The 16,408-nt window shown below is 63.5% G+C and carries 19 protein-coding genes and 1 tRNA gene; 4 read left to right on the top strand and 16 right to left on the bottom strand.

Annotation, left to right across the window (positions count from 1 at the left end):
* Window positions 1–24: 24 nt before the first annotated feature.
* Window positions 25–96: transfer RNA gene (locus ACH2DW_RS13635), tRNA-Lys, on the top strand.
* A 1-nt stretch (window position 97) separates the two neighbouring features.
* On the opposite strand, the gene ACH2DW_RS13630 is transcribed toward ACH2DW_RS13635, so the two are convergent.
* From ACH2DW_RS13630 to ACH2DW_RS13555, 16 genes are all read right to left on the bottom strand, one after another.
* Window positions 98–397, bottom strand: a complete 300-nt coding sequence (locus ACH2DW_RS13630; RefSeq protein WP_394930292.1) for a hypothetical protein — start codon at window positions 395–397, stop codon at window positions 98–100.
* Window positions 398–525: 128 nt separating this feature from the next.
* A complete protein-coding gene (locus ACH2DW_RS13625; protein WP_394930291.1) occupies window positions 526–1,290 on the bottom strand; it encodes a hypothetical protein in 765 nt (254 codons plus the stop codon).
* Window positions 1,287–2,264 carry an ABC transporter ATP-binding protein gene (locus ACH2DW_RS13620; protein ID WP_394930290.1) on the bottom strand — a complete coding sequence of 326 codons (978 nt, stop codon included), beginning with the start codon at window positions 2,262–2,264 and terminating at the stop codon, window positions 1,287–1,289. The genes ACH2DW_RS13625 and ACH2DW_RS13620 overlap by 4 nt, the downstream gene beginning before the upstream one ends.
* A complete protein-coding gene (locus ACH2DW_RS13615) occupies window positions 2,261–3,139 on the bottom strand; it encodes an ABC transporter permease (RefSeq protein WP_394930289.1) in 879 nt (292 codons plus the stop codon). Before ACH2DW_RS13615 ends, ACH2DW_RS13620 begins: the two co-directional genes overlap by 4 nt.
* A complete protein-coding gene (locus tag ACH2DW_RS13610; RefSeq protein ID WP_394930288.1) occupies window positions 3,136–4,095 on the bottom strand; it encodes an ABC transporter ATP-binding protein in 960 nt (319 codons plus the stop codon). The genes ACH2DW_RS13615 and ACH2DW_RS13610 overlap by 4 nt, the downstream gene beginning before the upstream one ends.
* A gap of 72 nt (window positions 4,096–4,167) precedes the next feature.
* Complete coding sequence (locus ACH2DW_RS13605; RefSeq protein ID WP_394930287.1) at window positions 4,168–5,808, bottom strand: AMP-binding protein; 1,641 nt, start codon at window positions 5,806–5,808, stop codon at window positions 4,168–4,170.
* A 232-nt stretch (window positions 5,809–6,040) separates the two neighbouring features.
* The gene (locus ACH2DW_RS13600) at window positions 6,041–6,289 is read right to left on the bottom strand and encodes an Hsp20/alpha crystallin family protein (protein ID WP_394930293.1); all 249 of its coding nucleotides are present in this window, start codon (window positions 6,287–6,289) and stop codon (window positions 6,041–6,043) included.
* Window positions 6,237–7,025 carry an MFS transporter gene (locus ACH2DW_RS13595; protein ID WP_394930286.1) on the bottom strand — a complete coding sequence of 263 codons (789 nt, stop codon included), beginning with the start codon at window positions 7,023–7,025 and terminating at the stop codon, window positions 6,237–6,239. The genes ACH2DW_RS13600 and ACH2DW_RS13595 overlap by 53 nt, the downstream gene beginning before the upstream one ends.
* Before the next feature lie 36 nt (window positions 7,026–7,061).
* On the bottom strand, window positions 7,062–7,271 hold the full coding sequence (locus tag ACH2DW_RS13590; protein WP_394930285.1) for a hypothetical protein: 210 nt from the start codon (window positions 7,269–7,271) through the stop codon (window positions 7,062–7,064).
* 94 nt (window positions 7,272–7,365) lie between these two features.
* The gene (locus tag ACH2DW_RS13585) at window positions 7,366–7,797 is read right to left on the bottom strand and encodes an ArsR/SmtB family transcription factor (protein WP_394930284.1); all 432 of its coding nucleotides are present in this window, start codon (window positions 7,795–7,797) and stop codon (window positions 7,366–7,368) included.
* Between the two features lie 17 nt (window positions 7,798–7,814).
* Window positions 7,815–8,618, bottom strand: a complete 804-nt coding sequence (locus tag ACH2DW_RS13580; RefSeq protein WP_394930283.1) for an ABC transporter permease — start codon at window positions 8,616–8,618, stop codon at window positions 7,815–7,817.
* Window positions 8,615–9,661: an ATP-binding cassette domain-containing protein gene (locus ACH2DW_RS13575; protein WP_394930282.1), complete on the bottom strand. Its 1,047-nt coding sequence runs from the start codon at window positions 9,659–9,661 to the stop codon at window positions 8,615–8,617. Before ACH2DW_RS13575 ends, ACH2DW_RS13580 begins: the two co-directional genes overlap by 4 nt.
* A gap of 71 nt (window positions 9,662–9,732) precedes the next feature.
* Window positions 9,733–12,000, bottom strand: coding sequence for an arylsulfatase (locus ACH2DW_RS13570; protein ID WP_394930281.1), 2,268 nt, complete (start codon window positions 11,998–12,000; stop codon window positions 9,733–9,735).
* A 34-nt stretch (window positions 12,001–12,034) separates the two neighbouring features.
* Window positions 12,035–12,688 carry a pyridoxamine 5'-phosphate oxidase family protein gene (locus ACH2DW_RS13565; RefSeq protein ID WP_394930280.1) on the bottom strand — a complete coding sequence of 218 codons (654 nt, stop codon included), beginning with the start codon at window positions 12,686–12,688 and terminating at the stop codon, window positions 12,035–12,037.
* A 104-nt stretch (window positions 12,689–12,792) separates the two neighbouring features.
* The gene (locus ACH2DW_RS13560) at window positions 12,793–13,209 is read right to left on the bottom strand and encodes an ArsI/CadI family heavy metal resistance metalloenzyme (protein ID WP_394930279.1); all 417 of its coding nucleotides are present in this window, start codon (window positions 13,207–13,209) and stop codon (window positions 12,793–12,795) included.
* Window positions 13,210–13,413: 204 nt separating this feature from the next.
* Complete coding sequence (locus ACH2DW_RS13555) at window positions 13,414–14,076, bottom strand: Crp/Fnr family transcriptional regulator (RefSeq protein ID WP_394930278.1); 663 nt, start codon at window positions 14,074–14,076, stop codon at window positions 13,414–13,416.
* 31 nt (window positions 14,077–14,107) lie between these two features.
* Here ACH2DW_RS13555 and ACH2DW_RS13550 point away from each other — a divergent pair, with 31 nt between their 5' ends.
* The 3 genes from ACH2DW_RS13550 to rlmB are packed head-to-tail and all read left to right on the top strand — an operon-like array spanning window position 14,108 to window position 16,241.
* Complete coding sequence (locus ACH2DW_RS13550; RefSeq protein WP_394930277.1) at window positions 14,108–14,779, top strand: 2-C-methyl-D-erythritol 4-phosphate cytidylyltransferase; 672 nt, start codon at window positions 14,108–14,110, stop codon at window positions 14,777–14,779.
* Window positions 14,776–15,294 (top strand): 2-C-methyl-D-erythritol 2,4-cyclodiphosphate synthase, encoded by a 519-nt coding sequence (gene ispF, locus ACH2DW_RS13545; RefSeq protein WP_394930276.1) that lies wholly within the window; start codon window positions 14,776–14,778, stop codon window positions 15,292–15,294. Before ACH2DW_RS13550 ends, ispF begins: the two co-directional genes overlap by 4 nt.
* A complete protein-coding gene (rlmB, locus tag ACH2DW_RS13540; RefSeq protein WP_394930275.1) occupies window positions 15,291–16,241 on the top strand; it encodes a 23S rRNA (guanosine(2251)-2'-O)-methyltransferase RlmB in 951 nt (316 codons plus the stop codon). The genes ispF and rlmB overlap by 4 nt, the downstream gene beginning before the upstream one ends.
* Window positions 16,242–16,408: the final 167 nt, after the last annotated feature.

Here is a 16,408-nt window from a genome sequence, read left to right as displayed (position 1 = left end):
CGTGCGAGTTTCCTCGTGCGCCCTGCCTCTCTAGCTCAATGGTAGAGCAGTGGACTTTTAATCCATTGGTTCTGGGTTCGAGCCCCAGGGGAGGCACTCACGCCGCAAGAGCATCACGGACATGCTCGATGGCCCGCGTTAGGTGGTTCCTGATCGTGCGTGGGGTCACCTGGCGCTCTTGTGCGACGCGTTGCGGTGATTCCCCCCGCACGAGGTAGCGGAGGAGATCGAGATCATGGGTCGGGACCCCGCTGAGTCGAGCATCGCGGACGACGGCGGCGAACTCGACGAATGGACAGCGCGCCGTTGTGTGGGCGTATTCGTCGAAGACGTTTGGCTCGGTCGGTTGCTCGTCGGCGGACTTGAGACGAAGACGGTGACGAAACGCTGCGAACATCGTGTCGGAGATGATTGATGCGACTTCAGGGCAATGAGCATCCCGTTGCGGTTGGTGCTGACGAAGTCAAGGGCATCGGAAAGCTGCATACTCGACCCAACCGGCCTTCAGCTGGTTCTGTTCCGGGTTCAGTCGATATCTTGACGGGCGAGTCGCCAACTCGCCAGGGCCAATGCGACCACCCCGGCCAGCAGCGGAACGATGATGCCCGTCATCTGGGAGAAGTCGGCGAGGTCCAAGTCGACCCCCGTCCGGTCGACGATGATTGAGCGGGTGTACTTGCGGATCGCGAAGCGCGCCACACCGGCGCCGCCGAGAGCAATGAATCCCTCCCAGATCAGCACATACGCCAGGCCCCACACAATGAACCGGCGCAGCGCGACCCCCAGCAGTGTGAACACGGCGCAGTAGGCGATGACCGCGACCAGTCCGGCGATCACCGTGGCGGCAACCAGGCCGCCACCTGATCCGGCCAGCACGGCGGCAGCGACAACGGGGATCAGCGTGATCGGTGTGGTGAGTGTGAGTGCGGCGAGAAACGCTCCGACGACAAGCGGCCAGCGGTCCATCGGGCGGAGCCAGAGGTACACCAGGGTCTTGTCCTCGCGAAGGTCCCCGATCGCCGCACCGCCGAAGACGAGCGAGACAACGGGGATGATCACGGCGAAGCCGAGTCCCGAGACCAGTCGGACGCCGGCCTCGAGGTCTGCGTCGGTTTGGCCCAGCGCGAAACCGGCCACCGTTGAGACCAGCGCTAGCGCAGTGAGCGCGATGATCCGGCCGCGGCTTGCCAATTGGCGGAGGACGACGCGGTATGTGAGGGCCAGCGCCCTCGTCGGGGGCACCGAGCGGCCCGCAGTCCGACGTTGCTCGACGTTCGCGGTGTCGCTCATCGGCCCTCGACCAGGTAGCGGAAAACGGACTCGAGGTCATCGTCGAGCGGATGAACCTCCGTCAGGCGAATGTTCAGGTCGCGAGCGAGTGGCGCCAGTCGCCGACCGATTGCATCGGCATCGTTGGTGTCGACCACGACATGGGTTGCGTCCAGCGACAGTGCAGTGATGAGGTCCTGGTCGACGAGCGCCGATGCCAAGCGACGTGGGTCGGATGTGCCGATTCTGATGCGCAGCGGGCGATCGTCCATCAGCCCGCGCAGGTCGTGATAGTCGCCGCTTGCAATCAATCGACCCTGTGCGATGACCAGCAATCGCGAACCCAATCGGGCGACCTCATCGAGGACGTGGCTCGACACGAGCACGCATCGACCTTCGTCACCGAGGCGGTGGAACAACGCAATCATGTTGCGCCGCTGCACTGGATCGAGGCCGGTGAGGGGCTCATCGAGGATCAACACCTCAGGGTCATTGACCAGTGCGCAGGCGACTTTCACCCGCTGGCGCATGCCTTTGGAGAACTGACCAACGGGCTTGGATCCGACATCGCCGAGTTCGACGTGCGCCAACGCCGTGACGGCGGCGGCGGTTGGGTCGTTGACTCCATGGCCCCGGGCCGACACGGTCACCATTTGCAGCGCGTCGAGATGATCAAACAGTGCGTCTTGCTGTGGGACCAAGGAGAGCCGACCGCGCACGGCGCGGTCGGTGCGCGGGTCAGCACCGAGGACCTGCACCGCACCGCGTGACGGTGGCGTGAGGCCACACATCATCCGAAAGAGCGTCGACTTGCCCGCCCCGTTTGGCCCGAGCAGCGCGGTGACGCCCGCCGTGATCGCAAAGCTGACATCGCTGACAGCAACGACCGAGCCGAAGAACTTGGACACCTCGTTGACCGAAATCATGCCCCTGGGTTCCGGCCCGGGAGCGGGCGCAGGGAGGGTGGCGATCTCCGGTGGAGGCAAGCCGGTCATCGGGCGATCACCAGTCGCGAGTAGCGCCAGGCCACCACGCTGAACCCGCCGACAGTCCAAGCAAGGTTGACCCCGATCACGGCCGCGGTCGATACGGCGGGAAAGTTGCCGGGGTCGCCAAAGATCCGGAAGACGAGTTCAAACGGCATGGAGAACACGTCAATGAGTCGCCAGTTCTCCGAGAGCTCAGCTCCGTCCACCAGTGCGCCCGCGAGAATCGGCGTGGCGAGCACGACCAGCACGACACCAATCGCGGCAAACGCTCGCCGGTCGGTCAGACACGATGCGGCCATCGAAATCGCGGTGAGCGCGCCTGAGACCGCAACGCCTGAGAGGATGATCCGCATCAGCACGATCAACCAGTTGCCCAGGCCGTCTGGGCCAGAGCCGTCAAAGGTGTACCCGAGCAGCACGAGGATGGGCGGCCCGAGGGTGACGAGGCCGAGTGTGACCACGACCGCAAGCATCTTGGCCACGAGGTACGTGCCGCGGTGTAGCGGCGTCGAGAGATACATCGCCAACATCCCGTTGCGACGGTCGGGGACGAGGACCTCCGGAGCGACAAGCGCGGCGAACAACACGATGGCCGAGGTGACGAAGCCGTAGTACTCGGGGTAGGTGGGACCGTCAACGATGCCGGAGGGGATCAGTACGGCGAGGCCGATGAACACGATTGCTGGCACGTAGGCAATCGCCACCGAGATGACCGGAAAAATTTTGTTCTTCGCTGGCCGACCGAGCCCGAGAGTGGAGCGCATTGCCTGCCAGGTGACGCTGCGAATCGCCCCCGGCACGCCGGACCGTTCGCCGACGTACGGCTGGAAACCGCGTGCCGCGATCTGGGCCGTGTTGTCGGGTGAGTCGAACGAGCTCACCTGGTGGCACCGGCCTCGGCAGCGCTGACATTGTCAGCATTTGCGGTGAAGATGTCATCGAGCGATCGTCGACGTGGGGCAAGGCGCCGGAGTCGAGCCTCGGCTGATGCGACCGCATCGCCGACGAGGTCGAACAGGTCGTCGTCGGGCAACCCCGTCGCAATGATCACCGACCCGGCGCGATCGACGGTTGCACCGGCAGTTTCGAGTTGGGTCACCACGTTGCCGATCGCCGCTGGTCGATCGGAGATCTCGACGAGCTCGATTTCGACCCCGCCCGATGCGCCCGCCAATTCGTGCATCGGGCCTTGCGCCACCAGCCGGCCCTGGTCGAGTGCGACGACGTGGTCGCAAACTCGCTCGACTTCTTCGAGGACGTGCGACGACAGCATCACGTCGATTCCGAAGTCGCGGTTCACCTGAACGATGATGTTCAGCATCTCATCGCGCTGCACCGGATCGAGTCCATCGGTCGGCTCGTCGAGCACGATGAACCGCGGAGCTGCGGCGATGGCCTGTGCGAGCTTCACCCGCTGGCGCTGCCCGGTCGACATCGTGCCGAGCGCCCGGAAGCGTTCTTCGCCCAGGCCGACCAGGTACAGGGAGTCGCTGGCCCGAGTGCGGGCTTCATCGCGCGGCAGCCCCTTCACTTCGGCGAGGTGACGAACGAAGTCGTAGGCGCGAAGGTCGTCGGGGAGGACATTGCGTTCTGGTCCGTACCCGATCTGGGCGCGTAGCTCGGGTCCGTGCACAGCTGGGTCAAGTCCGAGGACCTTGATTGTGCCCGACGATGGTGCGAGGAGACCGAGCGTGAGCGAGACCAGCGTCGTCTTGCCAGCGCCATTGGCACCGACGAGCCCGGTCACGCCTGGCGGGATGTGCAGGTCGAGTCGATCGAGTGCGAGCGTCGACGGGAACTGCATCACCAGTCCCTCGGTCTCGATGATCGCAGCCATGGGATGCAGTCCTCCTGGACAGTGCGCTGAGAGCATCACCCCGCAGGATGATCGCCCCTCATCCGATCGGCGTTACCTGCTGGAAACGGCGGAGCCGCCAATGTCGAGCGCCGCGATGGCGTCTTCGCGCATCTCGACCTTGCGGATCTTGCCGGTCACGGTCATGGGGAAGTCGTCGACAATGCGGATGTGGGCCGGAACTTTAAAGTGCGCGATCTTTCCCGCGCAGAACCTCTTGACGTCATCGAGCGTCGGGGTCGAACCCGCGACAGGAATGATGCACGCCATCACTGCTTCGCCGTACCGCTCATCAGGAACACCGATGACCTGAATATCCGCGATGTCGGGATGACCGGACAGGAACTCTTCAACTTCGCGCGGGTAGACGTTCTCGCCGCCGCGAATGATCATGTCCTTGATCCGGCCGACGATGTTGACGTAGCCGTCGTCGAACATGATTGCGATGTCGCCCGTGTGCATCCATCCATCCGCATCAATCGAGTCAGCGGTCTTTTCTGGTTCGTTCCAATACCCCTGCATCACCGAGTAGCCACGTGTGCAGAACTCGCCGCGCTCGCCCCGTGGCAACGTCTCGCCGGTTGCGGGGTCGGCGATGCGCACTTCAACGTGAGGGTGGGCGATGCCGACGGTTTGCGTCTGATGAGCGAGCGTGTCGCCAATGAGGGTCTGACATGAGACAGGCGACGTCTCGGTCATGCCGTAACAGTTGGTGACGTCGACCATGTGCATCTTCTCGACACAGGCCACCATTGCGTCTTCGGGACACAACGATCCGGCCATCACGCCAGTCCGCAGCGAACTGAGATCAAAATCGGCGAAATTTGGGAGTGCGAGTTCAGCGATGAACATCGTCGGTACGCCGTACAGCGCCGTGCACCGCTCCTGCTCGACGGCGGTGAGCACGGCAGCGGGATCGAACGCATCTCCGGGAATCACCATGCACGCGCCCGTCGACGTGCAGCCGAGGTTGCCCATCACCATGCCGAAGCAGTGATAGAAGGGTACGGGGATGCAGAGTCGATCCTCGTGCGTAATGTTCTGTCCGCGAGTCACATTGTGACCGTTGTTCAAGATGTTGTGGTGGGTGAGCGTGGCGCCCTTCGGGAACCCGGTGGTGCCCGACGTGTACTGAATGTTGATCGGGTCATCCGGTCTGAGGGATGCGCTGACATCGGCGAGTTGCTGATCGCTGATCTCATCTGATCCTGCGCACAGCGCTTCCCAGTCGTCGTCCCAGAAGAAGACGGCGCGCTCAAGCGTCGGACACTCAACGCGTACCTCGTCGACCATCGTCCGATAATCGGACGTCTTGAACGTGGGCGAGGCAACGACCCACCGGCAGCCGGACTGATTGACGGCGTACGCCAACTCATGTGTGCGATACGACGGGTTGATGTTGACGAGTACAACGCCGATCTCTGCGGTGGCGAACTGGAGGAGCGTCCACTCGGCATAGTTCGGACTCCACAGGCCAACGCGGTCGCCCTTGGCCAAACCGGCACCGAGCATGCCTTTGGCCAGCACGGACACGCGGGCTGCGAACTCGTCGTAGGTCCACCGAATGTCCTGGTGAACTGAGACGAGTGCGTCACGTCCGCCGTGCGTGGCCACGGTGCGAGCAAGGTTCTGCCCGATTGTCTCGTCGAGCAGTGGTGTGTCCGCTGGCCCAGCGGCGTACGACAATTCGGTCATGGCTGACAACCCCCAAGGTGTGTGTGCAATCAGTCGCCAGTCTCGCGCGTCGGTACCCACTCCGTCTTAACGGTCGAATGAGTTCACTTCGGGAGTACCAGGCGCGTCCGAAAACCTGCGACGCCCAACCGCCTGGGGGGAGGGTGCGGTTGGGCGTCGGCTGGTTTTAGTGAACACCTCTTGTTCGGTGCCCCGGTGATCTTGGATCAGAGATTTCCGAAGTTGTCGAGCATTAATCGGTTGCGGAGGTCTCGAGGGCCGGATCAACGTCAAGGCCGGCGTTGCGGATCTCGATCTTGCGTGGCTTGGCCTGTTGCGCGACCGGAACCCGAAGCGTCAGGACACCGTCGTGATAGTCCGCTTCGATGCCGTCGGCATCGAGCCCTTCTCCCAGGTTGACCTGGCGTCGGAAGGTGCCGGGATGGCGCTCAGCGAGAGAAAAGCGGTCGCCCTCTTCGCGAGCGGTCGATGAGCGTGGGATAGAGCGACGGGCCGGAGCCGATTCGCTGCGCGATCTGCGAGGCAGTCCATCCGCCCACGGCGCCGCCGACTGCGCCACCCGTGGAAAGCAGAGCGAACTCGGTTGGCGAGGTTTCCAGAACTTCTTGGGCGAACAGGACCATGGTTGCTGTCGACATCGTGCCGAGCATGTTGAGGAGTCCGAGGATGGTGGCCATCGGTCGGAGCAGTTCGTGGTTCCACAGCCAGCGAAAACCGATGCGCAGCTCTGTGGTCCACGATGGTGGAGCGGCACCTGCCGAGGCAGGCTTCGGAACTCGCTTCGTTGCGGGAATGAGCGCAATCAGAACGGCCGATACGAAGAACGTTCCGGCGTCGACGAAGAACGGCACGGAGAACGCGGCAACGAGGAGCAGTGCTCCAAGTGGCGGGCCAGCGACTATGTTGCTCACGAGGTCAGCGCTCCACAGTCGACCGTTCGGCTTCTCGAGTCGGTCGGCGTGCACGATGGCCGGCATGAAGGTCTGCGCCGAGTTGTCGTAGAGCACCTCGGCAAACCCGAGCAGCAGCGTGGCGAAGAGGACCATCGAGTAGAGAAGCGCATCGGTGCCCAGGACGGCGCCTGCGTCGACAGCGTCCGGGTCAGGAAGTATTCCTTGCTGGCTCAAGACGACGAACGCGACGCCCAGCGTCAGGACGGACCGAATCAGGTTGGCCGCGATAATCAGAGTCCGTCGGTCATGTCGGTCGGTGATCACGCCGGCCGGAAGACTGAACAGCAGCCACGGCAGCCGCTAGACGACACCGACGAGCGCGATCAGGAGCGGATGACGGGTGACTGCTGACGCGAGCCACGGGTAGGCGATGATGCCGATGCCGTCGCCGAGATTCGAGATCGTGCTGGCGCCGAACAACTTGAAATAGTTGCGTCCGACGCGATCCGTGGGCAGTGCGGCGCGGCAGCGCGCCTCGTCGCTGACCTCAAGCGTGGTGTCAGTGCTCACGAGCTGGCCTCTTTTGTCTCGGGCAGTGTTGGATGGTCGGTGGGGTAGACCGCTGCGACGAAGCCGTAGACCGTGTCGCCGTCTCGAGGCAGCGTCACAAAGTCGTCCGCCAGGTCTGTGACCTGCTGCCAGAATTCTTCGCGGCGTTCTTTCGGGATACGGCATGTCGGATTGTCGACCGCATCTTGTCGTCGTCGGTTTCGACCGCCTCGCGTTGGGCTTTGGCCAGAAAACTCCGCATCAGAGTGCCCGTTGGCATCTCCCCGTCGCTCAGGACGATCGTGCGTGCCACGCGTCCGTACAACCGCTCATCGATCGCTCGGACCTTGCGGGTGCGGACCACCTTGAGGAAGCCGACCCCGACGAGTTGATCGACGTGGTACGCCATCGACGACTTGGGGCGATCGAGGGCTTGAGTAAGTTCGGTGACCGTTGCTGCCCGTTCCAGAACGAGGGATAGGATCTGGCTCCGCAACGGGTCAGCGATTGCTTTCAGCCGTGCCGGGGTCCGCAAGAACTCCGACACAAACGGGTGAGTGTGCGTCAGTCTTGGGAGACGCGGCCGCGCATGGCGGCGCTCGCCAGGCTGAAACTGACAACCGCGAGCGCGAGCGTGGCCGCCAAGCCCTTTGCCAATACATCCCATTCCCAACCGACGGAGATCAGGCTGCGGAGACCGTCAAGGACATATGTGACCGGGTTGTAGGTCGCCACTGTCGACAGCCATCCCGTCAGAGCTTCCTTGGGCAAGAACGACGTTGTCAGGAACGCGAACGGGAAGAAGAGGATGAAACTGGAGTTCACCGCTGCTGGGTTGCCGGTCTTCAGCGCAATGGCGTACGGGAACCCGGCGAACGCCAGGCCCCACAGCGCGCCATAGAACAGAAACGCGATCATGCCGAGAATGCCGGTGGTAAAGGTGACCCCGAGCACCAAGCCGAGCATCAGCACCGGGATGGCGAGCATGATGACCGCCATCAAGTCGGCCACCATCAAGCCGAGCAACAGCGCGGGCCGACGGATCGGCGTCAGCAACAGACGGTCGAAGTAGCCGCCTTGAATGTCGGTCACCAATGCGCTCGCGCGTGAGATTCCAGTGACGGCAAAGATGATCGAGACCGGCAATTGAAAGGCTTTGAAGTCATCGACCGTGCCCGACTGCTCGGCAAAATCCTGCAGCGCGCCGACGTTGACCACGTAAAAGAACACCGGCACGAGGAGCGCTGGGATGAAGAACTCAGGTTCGCGAAACACGCCGCGGCATGCGCGCTTCGCCACCGTTCTCAGGTCGTGGAAGACCGACGACTTCCGCGCCAGCGGGTGCGGCGTTTCGAGTGTGGCGGTCATCGCGTTGCACCCTTCTGTTCGGCATTGGCGGACTCGTCAGCGGCGACGGCATGGCTCTCGGCGAGATGCGCTCCGGTGACTTGGAGAAATACGTCATCGAGCGTCGGGGTGCGCAGGGTGAGCGAGCGAACCGTGGCGCCGCTGCTCTTCAGCGCCACGGCAACGTCGGCGATCACCGCGGCGCCGTTCGCGGTGGAGACGGTCAATTCGTTCTTGCGCACGTCGAGGTCGTCGACGCCTACGATGCCACGAAGTTGGTGTGAGGCGGCCGCGATGTCACCGTCGACTTCGGCGACAATGAGGTCTTTGCCGATCGCCTGCTTGAGCGCAACTGGGGTGCCCTCGACCTCGAGCTTGCCGCCGGCAATGATGCCGACACGGTCCGCCAACTCGTCGGCCTCCTCGAGGTACTGGGTGGTGAGAAAGATCGTCATGCCCTCCTCGCTGTTGAGCTTGCGGACCTCGTTCCACACGGCCGTCCGGCTCGCAGGATCGAGCCCAGTCGTCGGTTCATCGAGGAAGAGGATCTGCGGCTTGTGGATCAGCGCCATCGCCAGATCGAGCCGTCGCTTCATGCCACCCGAGTACGACTCGACCCGGTCGTCGATAGCTGCACCGATGTCAACCAGGCCGATGACGTCGTCCATGCGTTGAGCGATGTCGGGCTTGCTGAGGCCGTACAACTCGCCTTGGAGATGCAACATCTCCCGGCCGCTCTGCTTGCCGTCAATCGAGCTGTCCTGGAGCGCGACGCCGATCCGCAACCGGATGTCGCCTGCCTGAGTCGCCACGTCATAACCGCCAACGCTGGCCCGACCGGACGTGGGGCTGAGCAACGTACACAGCATCTTCACCATGGTCGACTTGCCAGCACCGTTCGGACCGAGGAACCCGTAGATCTCGCCGGACTTGACCGCCAGATCGACGCCGGCGACCGCCTCGTTGTCGCCGAAGACTCGTCGCAGATCGTGCGCTTCGATTGCTGCTGCCATGTATCGCCTCTCGTCGCCGTGCACCTGCCCGTTGTCAAATGCCAACGGCATCCTACGAACGCCACTGAGACAGCGGACCGCCGGATTCATTTCGGTTTGCCTGGAGGAGAATGGGCGAGTTGCTATTCGCGGCCGAGCTCGGTGGCCCCGGCCGCGTCATGGTCGATGTCCTGATCGGGCACGAGGTCAACGGTTACCTGAACGAGGTCACCCTGGTAGGTGTTTGGGCCGAGATGTCGACCACTGCCGTCATAGTCCGCGACGGTCGTCCCGCGGTCGAGACCGATGTCGAGTCCAGACCAGGAGATCATGAGCCAGAAGATTTGATCCGTTTCCATTTCGCCGGCTGGCTCGCCGTCGATCAGCAGTGTGCCAATGCCATGTGGGAATGGCCCATCGCCCGCGCGCCGCATGCGGAAGCCGAGTGTCGCAGCGGTCGCTGGAATCGTTACATCAGATGTCACCAACTGGTGGGTGCCGCCGATATTGAGGTCGTGGACGAGGTGGCCGCCACGGACGAAGAGGGAGTACCCGCACGTCGCGTCACCGTGCGCGATCAGCACGCCGTCGCGATCGCCAGTCGAACCGGTGGGATTGATGTGCGCGGTGATGTCGTAGCTCCGGCTGCGGAGGTCGGGTGCCACCTCGGACGGCACGTGGCCCATGCCAGACCAGAAGGTGAAGTTCGTCCGAGCACCGGCGTGGCGTGCCGCGTTCTCGGCGAAGCGTTCGCCGAACCGATCGTCGAGGGGGAGTACTTGATTGTTGCGGGCTTCGTCCCACCAGCGCGTCTGCAGGTCCGCGAGACGCTCGGGCTGTTCGAACGCAAGGTCGTGGACTTCGTTGAAATCGTTCGCGAGGTCGTACAGCTCCCACATGTCGTCGTCGAATGACGTGCCGGGCGCGTGGTAGGCGACTGCCTTCCACCCGTCGTGCCAGATGCCGCGGTGACCGAACATCTCGAAGTACTGCGTGGTCTTGCCCGTCGTGACGTCGGCCTCGTTGAGCGTTGCAGCGAGGCTCACGCCATCGAAGTGAGTCGATACGTTGGCCAGGAGTCCGAGCAACTCAAGCACGGTGGGGGCGATGTCATTGACGTGACAGAACTGATGACGCAGCGAGCCCGCCTGGGATCGACGAAGAATGCGTTCAGGAGCGGCGACAACGAGCGGGTCGCGGACCCCACCGCTGTGGGTGTTCTGCTTGTACCGCTTCAATGGCGTGTTGGCCGCCATAGCCCAGCCGTGAGGAAAGTTCGAATGCGTGTCAGGTCCACCGATGTCGGCGATTCGCCCGATCTTGTCCTCGATCGATTCGCGCACCATGTTGAAAGGGCCCATCGCGTTGACGAAGCCGAGTGGGCCGCCTTCCTGGCTGGCGCCATTGTCGGACATCACCATGACAATGGTGTCATCGAGCATGCCGGTCTGCTCCAGCGTGTCGAGCAACCGTCCGAGGTGCTGGTCGAAGTGGTCGAGCATCGCGGCGTATGCGCCAGCGAGTCGCGCAAACAGGCGGCGCTCGTCGCTGGAGTGCGCCTCCCAAGGCTGCACACCGACGTTGCGGTCGGGCAGGACGGTGTCACCGGGAACGATGCCGAGCTTGACTTGCGCGGCGAGTCGATCGGCCCGTGCCTGGTCCCAGCCCTTGGCGAAGATGTCGCTGTAGTGGTCAATCAGCTCAACGGGCGCTTGGTGTGGTGCGTGACAGGCGCCAGGCGCCAGGAGCATGTACCACGGATCGTCCGGCGTGGCGGCGAGGTGACTGGTGACGTAGCCAATCGCGTTGTCGACGAGGTCTTCGGTGAGGTGGTATCCCGAAGCATGGTCGCCGGGGGCGGTGATGTGTGAGTTGTCGCGGACCAGTTCAGGCGAGTACTGATCGGTCTCGGCGTCGAGGAATCCGTAGAAGCGGTCGAACCCGCGCCCCAGCGGCCAGCCATCGAACGGTCCGGTCGGTCCGGTCTGAGTCAGCGGCGTGCAGTGCCACTTGCCGACCATGTAGTTGCGGTAGCCGTGCGGCCGGAGGAGTTCTGAGAGAAGGGGAGCGTTACGTGCAATCTTCCCGCGGTATCCGGGAAATCCGCTGTCGAAGTTGGAGAGGCACCCCATTCCGACGGCGTGATGGTTGCGCCCCGTGTGCATCGAAGCGCGCGTTGTCGAACACATCGCCGTCGTGTGGAAACCGGTGTAGCGCAGCCCGGTCTCGGCAAGACGATCGATGTTGGGAGTGGCGATCTCGGAGCCATAGCAACCGAAGTCCGCGAATCCGACATCATCGAGAAGAACGAGCAGCACGTTGGTGCGGCCAGCTGGCGGCGTTGGCGAACTCGGCCAGTGCGGCGTCGACTCTGCGACCGTGTTGCCAATGGTGCCCTCGAAGTCGCGCATTTCTTGACCGTAGTCAGCGACGTTGTCGTGAGGTTCAGCTGGTGCCGTTCGCGAGTCGCTCGGTGTACTCGGCGCCGGTGATGGTGCCGCCGGCTTCTTCCGCGAGGTCCTGCTGGGCTGTGGGGAGAAACGGCTGAATCATGTCGATGCGTTTCCATGCCGGAGTCGGCTGAGTGCCGTCGTCGTCGGGTACGTACTGCGAAGTGCTGCGGCGCTCGTGCTGATGGATGTAGCGGGCGCAGTTGGGAAAGGTCTGCGCCACGGTGGCACGCACCACGAGCTGTGCGCCTGGCCAGTGCGCCAGCGTGGCCTGGTCATCGATGATGGTTGCGGTGGCTTGCAGACGGAGTCGACGCGGAGTCTCCATGTCGATGAACAGCACGCCGATCTTTGCGTTGGCGTCGATGTTGCCCATCGAGAGGTACATGCCATTGCCGTCGTAGCTTGGGAACTCGATGGTGCGTTCGTCGACCACCCGCACGAGGCCCACTGGCCCGCCCTTGTACGACACGGTTGGCCAGCCGTCGGCGTCGACGGTCGAGAGAAAGAAAAAATCGCGTGATTCGATGAACGTGCGGTTGTCGTCGTCGATCGTCTCGCTGAAGATCGTGGCCTCGAACGCCGCCGCCAGGTTGCTGGTGTCGAATCGCTCCTGCAGCGCGCGCTGCTCGTCTCCGTAGATGGGCATCCCGTCACCCTTGCACAGCGTGCGCGCTCCACGGGTGTGGGAGGTCAGAGGGTGCGAGAGCCAGAGAGCCCAGCGGGTCGGAGAGTGCGGTAGCCCGGGTCAGGTCAGCCGCAGCAGACGCCGGCGGTGCCGACCGCGACGTGCTCCATCTGCTCGGTGTCGCCGGTCTTGACGTACCACTCCCAACGAGCATCGTCGGGCGATGCCATCCACGTCTCAGTCTTTTCGGCAAAACAGCACACAGCGTCGTCGACGCCCGTTGTTTCGATGCCGGTTGCGGTGATGCGCGCCTCTGCGGCGGTCACCTGCGCGGCCGATTCGACCTCCACGCCGAGGTGGTTGAGGTGCTCGAAGCTCTCGCCGTCAGCGGCTTCGAACAGGACCAATTTCAGCGGTGGATTCTCGATGGCGAAGTTGGCGTAGCCGGGCTTGGTCTTGGCGGGGGCGGTGTCGAACATCTTGGTGTAGAAGTCGATTGCCTCGTCAAGGTTCGTGACGTTGAGAGCGAGTTGCAGGCGCATGGCGTCCCTTTCATATTGATGATTATCGATATGATATCAAGATATCGATGAATGTCAATATGAATCGAAGGGGACCGCGCCAAAATATGTAGGAAAATCTTCGCTCCACGACGCTGAGACCCTATTTTTCGGGAACGTGGGGCCGCTGTGGTTCGCGTGACAGCAGGTTTGTGGGAGTGCAGCGGGGCGAGCCGGGACCGCTGGCTAGCGAGCGCGGAGCTCGAGGCGGTCGCGCTGGGTGATCTTGTACGTGCGGTCCTGCTGCTCGAGCCAGCCGAGGCGAATGAAGCTCGCAATCGCCTTATTGACTCGCTCGCGAGACGCGCCGACGATGCCGGCGAGTTCTTCCTGAGTCACTGGCAGCGTGAACTGATCGGCGCCGTCAGCAAGTTCGAGCAGACGCTTCGCTGTCCGACCGGTGACGTCGAGAAACACCGAGTCGGCGAGTGCTTCGTCAGTGACGCGGATGCGCTGCGCGAGCATCCGTGTGACGTTCCAGAGCAACTTCGGATTCTCATCGAACATCGCCAGGATCGGCTCAAAGGGAATGGCGAGCACGGTGGTGGGCTCGAGCGCCCGGGCCATTGCTGAACGCGGCCCGTTGTCGAGCATGCTCATCTCACCGAACAGGTCATCGGGTTCCATGAGCGCCACCACGCTCTCGCGGCGATCGATCGGATTAGCGATGGCAATTGCCATTCGGCCGCGGAGTACGAGATACAGCGCGTCCGGTGGATCGCCCTCGTTGAAGAGGACATCGCCACGAATCAACTGGCGTTCCTGTCCTGCCGAGGCGACGGCTGCCAAGGCATCCGGCGGCGCGTCAGCAAAGAAGTCGGTGCGGGAGAGAACGTCTTCGTGAGCCATGACGTGCGTCACGGTACTACCCTCCGGGCCTGTGGCGCCTCACGAGATCATCTGGACCGTCGTGGTCGGTGGTGGAAGCGGCACTCGATTCGGCCGACTCAAGCAATATGAGCACCTCGGCGACCGGCGTGTGATCGACTGGTCGCGTGCGATCGCGGAGCAGGCGAGCAATGGCGTGGTCGTCGTGGTGCCCGCGGCTGACGCTGAACGCGAGCGTGCGGTTGCCGGTAGTGACAGCCGGGCGGCATCGGTGCGTGCCGGACTCGCCTCGGTTCCTGCCGAGGCAACGATCATCTGTGTGCACGACGCTGCGCGACCATTCGCCGGAATCGAGATCTATGAGCGGGTGGTCGATGCGGTCGCCGACGGCGCGGACGCCGCGATCCCCGGTGTTGCGGTGCCCGACACGATCAAGGTGGTGCACGACGTCGACGGCGTGCGAACTGTCGTCGACACTCCCGACCGGGCATCGCTCGTCGCGGTGCAGACGCCCCAAGCGTTCCGGGCGGCAAAATTGCGCGCTGCGCATGCTGACGGAACTGATGCGACTGACGATGCTGCGTTGATCGAACGATCAGGTGGTCGCGTCGTCGTGGTCGAGGGAGACCCGGTGAATCGCAAGATCACCCTTCCCGACGACCTGGAATGGGCGCGCCGGCGCGCTGCCACGACCGGTGCAGCATTGGACGAGGTATCACCATGACCAGTTTCCCGGAGATTCGCGTTGGTCAGGGTTTCGACGTCCATCGTTTCAGCGATGTGGCTGATCGAGTGCTGGTTCTCGGTGGTGTCGTTTTTCCGGGCGAGAGAGGTCTGGTCGGGCATTCCGATGCTGATGTCATCACGCACGCGTGCGCCGATGCGCTCCTTGGTGCTGCCGGACTCGGTGACATCGGCATGCACTTCCCCGACACCGATCCGGAGTGGAAAGGCGCCGACTCGCTCGCGCTCCTTGCTCATGTCGTCGCGCTCCTCGGTGACGACGGGTGGACGACCAACAACATCGACACGGCGGTGATCTGTGAGTCGCCGAAGATCGCTCCTCGTCGGGTCGAGATTCAACAGACGTTGAGCGATGTCGTCGGCGCGCCAGTGACGTTGAAAGGCAACCGTGCCGAACGACTCGGTGCAATCGGCCGAACCGAAGGCATCGTGTGTTTCGCGACGGCGCTGATCCAGCGACGACCGAACTGGCAAGAATCGAGCATCACATCATGAGCAAAGCAGGACGAAGCAGCGGAGCGTCGGGTCCCAAACGAGGCGGTGGGTCCAGCTCGCGCTCAAGCGGACGAAGTGGGCAGCAGGGGCGACCAGGTCAGCGGCGTGGTGGCTCATCAAGCGGCGGCGACCGGCGGACGGGTGGCCCGCAGGGTGGCGGCCGCGAGGCCGACCCGCGTACCCCCGGTCGCGGTCTCGGCGGAAAGCAGGTCGAAGGTCGCCAGGCGGTCCGCGAGCTGTTGATGGCCGAAAAGCGCAAGGTCTACGACATCTTCATCAGCGCTGAGCTCGAAGGCGATGCCGGCGTTTCGGACATCGTCGAGATCGCACGAGCACAGCGAGTACCCCTGAGCTATATCGCTCGGGCCAAGATCGAGCGTGAGACGCGCAGTGAGGCGCCGCAAGGTGTGATGGCGCTGGCAGCAGAACTTGAGGAAGCAGACCTGGGGGAGCTTCTGCGCACGCGCAATGGCGTCAAGCCATTCTTGGTCGCAGTGGACGGCGTGACGGACCCGGGCAATCTCGGCGCGATCATCCGCAACTGCGACGGTGCCGGCGTCACCGGAGTGCTGCTGCCCAAGCATCGGGCCGTCCATGTGACGCCCACCGTTGCGAAGGCATCGGCTGGCGCGATCGAGCACGTCCCGATCGCACTCGTTCCCGGCTTGCCAGCCACGCTGACCCAACTCAAGGATCACGGCATCTGGATTGTCGGGCTGGATGACGCCGCGGACCGTGACCTCTTTGAGTTGGAGTCCCTCGCCGACGAGCCGATATGCCTGGTGCTCGGCTCCGAAGGCGACGGTCTGTCGCGGCTGGTGCGGCAGCGCTGCGACTCGATTGTGGCCATTCCGATGCTCGGCCGGGTCAGCTCGCTGAATGTCTCGGCTGCAGCGGCGCTTGCGACCTACGAGATCACGCGAGGGCGAAGGCGTTCGTCGGATTGATGGACGCGGGCCGTCCGACCCGCGTGGCCGGCCGTTTGAGTTTGCTGCTCGACGATCAGTCGGTCGAGGGCGTCCGCCATGCGGCCTGACGTCGCTATCCTCTCCGTTCCCCGCCGGGTTAGCTCAGTTGGTAGAGCACTTGATTTGTAATCATGAGGTGGCGAGTT

The organism is uncultured Ilumatobacter sp. (assembly GCF_963980585.1).
Taxonomy (GTDB): domain Bacteria; phylum Actinomycetota; class Acidimicrobiia; order Acidimicrobiales; family Ilumatobacteraceae; genus Ilumatobacter_A.
This window is presented reverse-complemented; position numbering and strand designations above follow the sequence as displayed.